The sequence below is a fragment of the Chitinophaga sp. genome, assembly GCF_036566945.1.
In the GTDB taxonomy this organism is placed as follows: Bacteria; Bacteroidota; Bacteroidia; order Chitinophagales; family Chitinophagaceae; genus Chitinophaga.
The window spans coordinates 1-9501 of record NZ_DATCVJ010000458.1; the positions used below are offsets into that span (position 1 = coordinate 1).

Below are 9501 nucleotides of genomic sequence, written 5' to 3' on the forward strand. Positions count from 1 at the left end.
CGGAACTTATCGGAGTAACCCAGTCGGTTGGCTACATCCCAGAACATTTTCATCTGCGCAGCAGCATATTGTTTGGAAGATCCTTCCATGTAAAACTGTGTGCCGCGGCCACCTACCATATCCAGCAGGATACCGTAATTAGCTTTATAACCCGGTACATGCGGGTTCTTAGCCCAGTACTGGGTGCCCAGACAAAAAGAGTTTTCATCATTCTTAGCGCCGTAGTCTTCTACGTCTACCAGCAAAATATCCACACCCGCTTCCGGCTTCTGCAAATGAAACTGCCGGGCTACTTCCATGAGTACGGCTACGCCACTGGCGCCATCATCCGCACCATCCAGTTTCTTTGTTTTATCAAAGGCGTCTTCATCTGCCCATGGGCGCGTATCCCAGTGTGCCAGCAGCAATACACGCTGTTTGGCAGCGGGGTTAAAGCTGGCAATGATATTAATGCAAGGCAGCTTTTCATTCTTAGGACCGGTCACTGTGGTACGTTGTACGTACACAGTATCTGCCCATGGCCGCAGACTGCTGATCAGCCAGTTGGCGCATTTTTCCTGTGCCGGCGTATTGGGTATTCTGGGCCCAAAACTCACCTGTTTGGCAGTGTAAGCATACGCAGAATCTGCCTGGAAAACGGGGACAGGTACATCCAGTTTGGCTACTTTGCTGTCGCCGGTGCTGTCGTTCGTACTTTCTGTTGTCTGGCCATTCTGCTGACAGGCGCCGGCCAGTAAGGCCAGCGCAGTCAGCGTAATAAGAGCTTTACGCATTATCTTCGGAAATATTTGGTTATTGAAGACTGTAGGAAACAGTACCGTCTTTCTCATCTTTCAGCTGCACGCCAATAGATAATAATTCATTACGGATTTTGTCGGAAGCTGCATAGTCCTTGCGGCTCTTGGCTTCCTTACGCATTTCAATCAGCATCTGTAAAACGCCATCCAGCTTGTTGTCTTCCCCGGTGATGACTTCCTGTTGAATACCCAGAATGTCTACCAGGTATGTTTTCCAGGTTTGCTGTAACAGTGTAAATGTATCTTCACTGATTTCGTGCATTTTTATTTGCCCGCCTTTCAGAGAGTTGATCACCGGTGTAAGCTCAAACAGGTTCGCCAGTATTTTAGCGGTATTAAAATCGTCGTTCATGAACTCCGGGCACTCCTGGCACCAGGTACGCACCTGTTTGTCCAGCTCTTCATTGATGCCCTGACCATTACCGCTGGTATATGTCAGCTTTTGCAAGGTTTCATAAGCAGCCCACAAACGTTGTAAGCCTTTTTCTGCGGCTTGCAGGGCTTCATTGGAGAAGTCCAGTGTGCCACGGTAATGCGTTTGCAACACAAAGAAACGGATAGTCATAGGGCTGTAAGCCTTATCAAGCTGAGGATTGGAGCCGGTAAACATTTCCGTAAGCTTAATGGTGTTGTTGTAAGCCTTACCCATTTTGCGGCCGTTGATGGTGATCATATTATTGTGCATCCAGTAGCGGGCCATCATCTCGCCATGTACTACTTCACTCTGCGCAATTTCACATTCATGGTGTGGAAACTGAAGGTCCATACCACCACCATGGATGTCGAACTGCCCGCCCAGGTATTTGGCGCTCATGGCAGAGCACTCAATATGCCATCCGGGGAAGCCTTCGCCCCATGGGCTTGGCCAGCGCATCAGGTGTTCCGGCGGCGCCTTTTTCCACAGCGCAAAGTCGGCCTTGTTGTGCTTATCGTCCTGTCCTTCCAGTTCCCTGGTGGTTTCCAGCATGTCTTCCAGTATACGGCCGCTCAGAATGCCGTAATCATAGTTGGCAGCATATTTTTTCACATCAAAATACACGCTGCCATCGACTTCGTAGGCATATCCTTTTTCAATGATCGTTTTGATCATTTCAATCTGCTCAATAATATGACCGGTAGCCGTAGGTTCTATACTTGGTTCCAGGCAGCCGAATTGCAGCATGGCCCAGTGGTACAGGTTCGTGTACTTCTGCACCAGCTCCATAGGTTCCAGCTTTTCCAGTACGGCAAACTTTGAAATCTTATCTTCTGCTGCACGACCTTCCTCTTCAAAGTGGCCGGCATCAGTGATATTACGTACATAACGCACTTTATAGCCCAGGTGCTTTAAATAGCGGAATACTACATCAAATGTAATATAAGGGCGGGCGTGTCCCAGATGTGATTCGCCGGATACGGTGGGTCCGCACACATACATGCCTACATGGCCCGGGTGTAATGGTGTAAATACTTCTTTCTGTCGATGTAATGAATTGTATATCCTGAGTTCTGACATATGCTGTAAATGACAGATGTCATCCGGCTGCGCCGGGTCCTGACACCTTATTTTTTATTGATGGATGGCAAAGATAAAAATTGTTTTCCGGGTACGATAAAACTACCGGAACAACATCGGTCTGCCATACAAATATGATACATTTTCATAATGGTTACAGTTATTTATTTACTTCTACTTCCGTCTTTCCGCTGCCGATTAAACTCAGATTGGCAATTACAGGATAATGATCAGACAGGTCAGAGATGATTTTCCGGAAGCTGTTTACCCTAAAATGGTTGCTCACAAAAACATAATCAATACGTAATGTAGGCGCCAGCCCTGTAAAAGTACGTCCTATTCCTAAACCTTTTTGCAGAAAAGCGTCCTGCAAATCTCCTTTAATGGTAAAGTAGGTATAGGAGGCCGGTGTATCATTAAAATCGCCGCAAACAATAACAGGATATGGGCTTTGCCGGATAAAATCGCCTACAATATCGGCCTGTTGACTGCGACGGATATACGCTTCCCGCATTTTTTGTATAATGCTCTTGGTGGCCTTCAGGCCCGTATCTTCCTGGTTCCTGATTTTTTGAATGGCTGAATAATCTTTCTTATCAAACCGGTATGATTCCAGGTGCATATTAATGATCCGGATTGTATCCTCTTCTTTCACAATATCCGCATAAATCAGGCTTTCGCTTCTCGGACCTACGCTCATCTTTACTTTGTCAGAGGAGATAATAGGGAAGCGGGAATAAATAATCGACCCCCAGTGTTGCATGCCATCCCGGTTAAAATCGCTGGAAAAGTAACGATAAGGCAAAGTCATCTCCCTGGAAATATCTTCCCGGTTGTTGAAATCGTTTTTTTTCTCTGACGTATAAAAATCCTGGAAACAGGCAATATCCAACTCCTGTTTTTTAATCATAGCAAACATCGCCTGCCGGTTATATTTACTGTCCTTTTCCCGGTACAGGCCAAACTGGCTCACATTATAGCTCATGATGGTAAGCGTATTGCCGTCCTTCACGGCCTTATTACCCGAAGGCATATGAAATGCCACAAAAGCGCTAATGGATTTCCAGCCCAGCAACAGGGCAATCAGTGATAACAAAGTATAGCGATAATTAAAAAACAACCATCCGATCAGGAATATAACCAGCACACACAGTAAAAACGGGAATGCCAGTGTGATGAAGCTAATAGGCCAAAACCACGCCGGTGAAATATATGGCGCCATACAGGCTGCCAGGAAAAGTAATACCACGACGAAGTTGATGAGCAGAAAAAATCCTTTCGTAAATAGTCTTAAAAATCGCACCGTGTCATACTTTGTTGAAGTACTAAAGTTAGTGTTTTTTCAACGACAGACAGGCCATAACCGGGAAATGCTCGGAAGGCTGCGTTGCCAAAACCTCGCCTCCGTGAATCAGGAAGGAGGGCTGCGCCAACACATAATCTATCCGCAGGGAAGGCGACAAAAAGGAGAGGGTACGGCCCCAGCCACTACCGGTTTCCAGGAAAACATCCTGTAAATTCCGGCTCACAGTTTTATAGGTAAATGATACCGGCGTATCATTGAAATCACCGCAAACAATGGTGGGATAAGGGCTTTCAGCTACCAGCGCCGCCAGCTGAATTGCCTGTGCAGATCTTTTCTGAAAGGTCGACCGCATTTTATAAATCAGCCCTGAACCGCCCGGGGCCTTCATCTGATCATAATCCTCACCCCTAAACATATACGAAGTGAGGTGCACGGAAAATATCCTGATAGTGTCTCCCTTTATCACAACATCCGCCTGCAAAAAAGAACTACCACTACCCACTTTACTTTCTCCGCAGGGGATAGCCTCCGCTGCTGCTATTGGATAACGGGAAAATAGCGCAATGCCATAATACCAGGTATTCCAGTGGATTTTATCACAGGTAAAATAATGATAGGTATAGTGTCCCGTTTGCATTAATCTGTTTATATGGTGCTCTTTGTCTGCCTCGTCGTTGCTGTAAAACTCCTGCATACACAGGATGTCCGGGCTGTTTTTGTCCACCACATGATAGATAGCCGCTTCCTTCTCTTTATCCGTTTTATAGGCATTCAGCCCCATGCTGCTGGTATTGTAGGTCATCAGCGTAAACTCGTTGCTGTAGGGTTGTTTGGCAATATTATTATTACGGAAGATATGAATGCCCCAGGTGACCAACACTGCGGGGATACAACATAGTACTGCCATACTGCACAGTATTATCTGCTTTCGGGCCTTACACCACCACAATACGGGTATTAAAAGGAGACTAATGGGAAACAGGAGGGGAAAGAAGAAGCCCGAAAATCCGGTCATCCAAAATTTACCAGGGTTGAAGAAAGGAAGATAGGCGCTCAATAGGAGGCCTGTTGCGATGAGCATACTACCCCAAAGCAGCAGCCGGCGAAAAATTTTTTGTAGCATAGGGGGACAAGCAATTTCAAATGATGATCTCCAAAATACAAATTAAAAGGGGATACCTGAGTAGCATTTATCCGCTCATGTATCCCCACTTATCGTAGTTCAGAATTTGTAATTCGTAATGCTCTTATTCTGTTTTGCTTGCCCTGAGTAAGGTATCCCTTTCGTCTGGTGAGAGGGAAGACAAGCCATTTTCATTTATCTTATCAAGAATTTCATTTAATCGTTGTTCCGGTACTTTGCCGATACGTCTGAAGGGTTGTTGGTCTACCTCTGTTGAACTAGTCTTTTTTTTAAAATCATCAGGGTTGACCTGTTGCGCAGCGGGATGGAAAACATGCGTCAGTTTAAACGCCAGTCTGTTAAAGCCCGAACCCCAGTCATTACCTCGTTTCCACTGGGTCATATAGATCCAGCCTGCAAGGGCACCACCTACCAGTACAGGAATGTAGGTATAACCATAGGTAGAAGAAGCCACCAGCGATCCCACGGAAAGTACGACAAATAGCAGGGTAATGATCCACAGGGAAATGCCGCCTGCCAGCAGTGGGAATATGCGGTAGCGCGGAGCAATGGCGGTAACGCCAACGGCTATCGCCATAATGCTGCCAGCCGCGCCCAGCCAGTATTCGGTACCGTTCAGTGCATGGAAAGATGGTATAAACTGCATAGCTGCCACATAAAACAGATTACCAACGATACCTCCAAAAATATACAGGGGTAAAATCCGCTGGTGGCCGGCCAGGTGCTGCATAAAGGTGCCAAAACACCAGAGCCACACCATATTGGTAAAAACCTGCCAAACGCTGATATGTGTAAACAGAGAGGTGACCAGCGTCCATGGACGCATTAATAATTTTGCCGGATCAGCAGGAAGTCTCAGCCAGGTCATGATGTCCTGATGAAATCGTGGCTCACCAACATCTTCCATCTTGTAAATAACAAGAGTGAAGAACAGGAATATAAAAATGGTAAGATTTACGACCAACAATTGTGTTACCATATTTCTTCCTTCTCCTAAAGAGAGGCGGGGTAATTTCTCCTTTTCCAACGCATGCATGGTACATATATTTTTCAATACAAAAATACGTCATTAATACAGTTGTATTAATAAAAATCTGTTCGCCGCTTTGTCCACCCTCGCAGCAATAAATACGCAAAGAGTGCGCCACCCAAATGCGCAAAATGTGCCACATTATCACCGGCGGAATTTTGAACACCGGACCATAATTCGGCCACAATCATAAATCCAACGATATATTTCGCCTTTACAGGGAACATGAAGTAGATGTACATGTAGGTATTCGGAAATAGATAGCCGAATGCGAACAGGATGCCATACACAGCGCCAGAGGCTCCCAGTGTAGCACCACTGCGGTACATATGCACGTAGTCCCTGACGTATATCCTGGCAATCTCTATGGCGTTGGGATCATGGTAGTCCAGCGCATTTTTCAGGCTTTCCATGCTGCTGGTCCCGTTCCCCAGGTCATACTTGTTATCCAGCAACGTGAAATTGCTGAGAGAAGGATCATTCAGGAAGTTGGTCGCATACTTAGTAAGGGTTACGTTCTCATAAGTGAGTACCCCCATATGGCAAAGCGCGGCACCAATTCCGCATATCATATAGAAAATGAGGAATCGCTTGGGGCCCCACAAGTTTTCCAGGGTGGCGCCAAACATCCACAGGGTAAACATATTGAAGAGCACATGCGTAATGTTCTTCGGATCGTGCAGGAATAAATGCGTGATGAACTGATGTGGCCTGAAAAGTTCAGAGCCCCAGTAATGCAAGGCAAATAAGCGACTTAAATCATAGTCAAATCTGTTCAGCAGCGTAATCTGCACCAACCAAACCAAACCATTAATGATCATCAGGTTTTTGATCACCATGGGAAGGAGCTGAAATTTTCCGGGCCTGTACTCGTTCATTGTTGCTTAGTTATTAGCTCTTTTTTTCAACAGCACCACATTTTCAATGTGATGTGTGTGTGGAAACATATCTACCGGCTGTACCTTTTCCACTGTATAAAGTGCATCCAGCAAGGCCAGATCCCTGGCTTGTGTAGCCGGATTACAGCTAACATATACAATTTTAGGCGCTGCAATTTCAAGCAGCTTGTTCACCAGTTTTTCGTGCATGCCTGCCCGTGGTGGATCCGTGATAATTACATCCGGTTGTCCATGATGTGCAAAAAAAGCATCATCACAAATATCCACTACATCGCCTGCAAAAAACTCGGCATTGTTAACATTATTTCGGGCGGCGTTCTCCTTCGCATCATCTATCGCTTCTTTGATCAGCTCAATACCCACTACCTTGCGGGCATTGCGGGATACAAAGATGCCGATACTGCCAGTGCCGCAATATAAATCGTATACTATTTCAGATCCTGTTAACCCGGCAAAATCCCGTGTTACCTTATACAACACTTCTCCCTGGTAGGTATTGGTCTGGAAAAAAGATTTAGGACCGATTTTAAAAACAAAATCTTCCAATTTCTCTTCTGCATACCCTTTCCCAAAATATACCTTCGGCTCCAGGTCAAAGATGGTATCATTGCCCTTAGGATTGATGGTATAAAGCACTGTCGTAATCGCTGGTACCGTTTTCAGCAAATGATCCAGCAAAGCAATGCGGTTAGGCTTGTCTTCATGACGGATCACCAGGTTCACCATAATTTCTCCGGTAGTACAAAGCCGGATCACCAGGTTGCGCAACCAGCCCTGCTGTGCACGGATGTCGTAAAACGGCAGCTCGTGTGCCACGGCATATTCGCGGATGGTATTGCGGATCAGGTTTACCGGTTCCTGCATGAGATAGCAGGTATCTATATTCAGTACTTTATCAAACAACTTAGGTACATGGAAGCCCAGTGCGGGTCTTACAGGTATTTCTCCGTCATTTGCTTTTATTTCCTCATTGGTGAGGTACGCTTTATTACTGAAGGTAAACTCCAGTTTGTTACGGTAATGTTCCGTGTGTACACCACCCAGGATAGGATCCATCGGTGGCAATGCCAACTTCCCAATACGCTGTAAATGGTCTGCTACCTGCTGTTGCTTATATTCCAGCTGCTGGGAGTAAGGCAGCATCTGCCATTTACAACCACCACAGGTACCAAAATGCTGGCAAAAAGGTGTCACCCTCTTGTCAGAATAACTATGAAAGTGAACCACTTTCCCTTCTGCCCAGTCTTTTTTGTTTTTACTAAGACGAACATCCACTACGTCACCAGGCACCACACCGCCTTCAATAAATATAACTTTCCCGTCAAGACGGGCCAGGGCTTTACCCTCTGCCGCATAGGCAGTAACAGGTACATTTTCTAAAACAACGTTTTTTTTCCTCACGGCTGCAAAGGTAATTGGAAATGCTGAATCCTACGCCGTAATTCATGTAATTACCACTCACCACACCGCTTTCCTTTTTTACTTTTTTCCGCTTACATTTACATATTGCTTTCAAATCTTATGCGTAAATTATTTGTAATACTGATAGCCACCCTTTTAGGGCACTTACACCTGCAGGCGCAGGGATACCAGATCACTGTGAAGCTGAAAAACTTTACCGGCGGAAAATTTTTCCTCGCCCACTATATGGGCCGATCTACCTACCTGGCCGATTCTGCTGACGTAAGCCCATCAGGTGACCTCATCCTGAAAGGCAAAGAAAAACTGCTGCCCGGTATCTACCTGCTGGTGCTCCCAGGAAAAGAAAAATATGTCGAAACCCTGATCGATAAACAGCAATTCTTTAGTGTTACCCTCGATAGCTCCGACCTGATCAATAAAACTATTTATAAAGGCAGCCCCGACAACGATTTGTTCCTGTCTTACAACAAGTTCCTGTTTCAGCAGGAAGCGCTCAGCAGGAACATACAGCAGCAGCTACAGGCGGCGCGCACTGCGGCAGACACGGCGAAAGTGCTGCCCCTGCAAAAGGAACTCGGGAAAAAGATCCAGGAATTCCGGACAGACTTTGTTGCCAAACACCCCGGTACCATTCTCAGCACCATTTTTCTGGCGATGAAAGAACCGGAAGTGCCTCAGCAGCCAGCCGGAGAAGACTCTTCCTTTGCCTATCGCTATTTTAAAGGTCACTATTGGGATGAAGTAGACCTGGAAAGCGATCGCCTGGTGAGAACACCCATTCTGGAAGGGAAATTGAAAAAATATTTCTCCCAATTAGTCATGGCCTCCCCGGACTCTATTGTGGTAGATTGCGACGCCCTGATTGCCCGCACCCGCAAAAGCAAAGAAGTTTTCAAATTTGTGCTGTGGTGGCTGACTTATAACTATGAAAGCTCTCCCTATATGGGCATGGACGCCGTATTTGTTCACCTGGTAGAGAAATATTACGTGCCCGGAGAAGCCTTCTGGCTGAATGATGAGCAACTGAATAAAATTGTAGACAGAGCATACGCTTTGGCCCCTAATCTCATCGGAAAACAAGCGGCCCCCCTCGAATTTAAGGATACTGCTTCCAACATGCTTTCGCTGTATAAAACCCAGTCCAGGTACACGGTACTGGTTTTCTGGGACCCTACCTGTGGCCATTGCAAAACAGAACTGCCTCGTTTGGATTCCGCCTATAAAGCAAGCTGGAAAAGCAAAGGAGTGGCGATGATCGGCGTGAAAACGGAAGGTACCCGTGAAGAATGGATCCAGTTTATTCAAGATCATGACCTCCGCGGCTGGATACATGGCTCAGATCCGCAATCTGCCACTAATTACCGCCGTTTGTACGATGTATATAGCACTCCTATGATCTACCTGCTTG

8 protein-coding genes are annotated in these 9501 nt (G+C 46.1%); 1 reads left to right on the plus strand and 7 read right to left on the minus strand.

What is annotated here, in order from left to right; all coding sequences use genetic code 11:
* The 7 genes from VIP81_RS14100 to rlmD all read right to left on the minus strand — a co-directional run.
* Positions 1-773 (minus strand): M28 family peptidase (locus tag VIP81_RS14100; RefSeq protein ID WP_331961671.1); only part of this gene is annotated, 773 nt, incomplete at its 3' end.
* 19 nt (positions 774-792) lie between these two features.
* Positions 793-2292, minus strand: a complete 1500-nt coding sequence (gene cysS, locus VIP81_RS14105) for a cysteine--tRNA ligase (RefSeq protein ID WP_331961675.1) — start codon at positions 2290-2292, stop codon at positions 793-795.
* 160 nt (positions 2293-2452) lie between these two features.
* A complete protein-coding gene (locus VIP81_RS14110; protein WP_331961678.1) occupies positions 2453-3595 on the minus strand; it encodes an endonuclease/exonuclease/phosphatase family protein in 1143 nt (380 codons plus the stop codon).
* Between the two features lie 28 nt (positions 3596-3623).
* Positions 3624-4505, minus strand: coding sequence for an endonuclease/exonuclease/phosphatase family protein (locus VIP81_RS14115; RefSeq protein ID WP_331961681.1), 882 nt, complete (start codon positions 4503-4505; stop codon positions 3624-3626).
* 340 nt (positions 4506-4845) lie between these two features.
* On the minus strand, positions 4846-5778 hold the full coding sequence (locus VIP81_RS14120; RefSeq protein ID WP_331961684.1) for a rhomboid family intramembrane serine protease: 933 nt from the start codon (positions 5776-5778) through the stop codon (positions 4846-4848).
* Between the two features lie 47 nt (positions 5779-5825).
* Positions 5826-6650 (minus strand): rhomboid family intramembrane serine protease, encoded by an 825-nt coding sequence (locus tag VIP81_RS14125; protein WP_331961687.1) that lies wholly within the window; start codon positions 6648-6650, stop codon positions 5826-5828.
* A 6-nt stretch (positions 6651-6656) separates the two neighbouring features.
* Entirely contained in the window at positions 6657-8072 is a 1416-nt protein-coding gene (gene rlmD, locus VIP81_RS14130; RefSeq protein WP_331961690.1) for a 23S rRNA (uracil(1939)-C(5))-methyltransferase RlmD, read from the minus strand.
* A 120-nt stretch (positions 8073-8192) separates the two neighbouring features.
* On the opposite strand from rlmD, the gene VIP81_RS14135 reads away from it, so the two are divergent.
* On the plus strand, positions 8193-9501 hold a 1309-nt coding region (locus VIP81_RS14135; RefSeq protein ID WP_331961693.1), incomplete at its 3' end, for a DUF5106 domain-containing protein.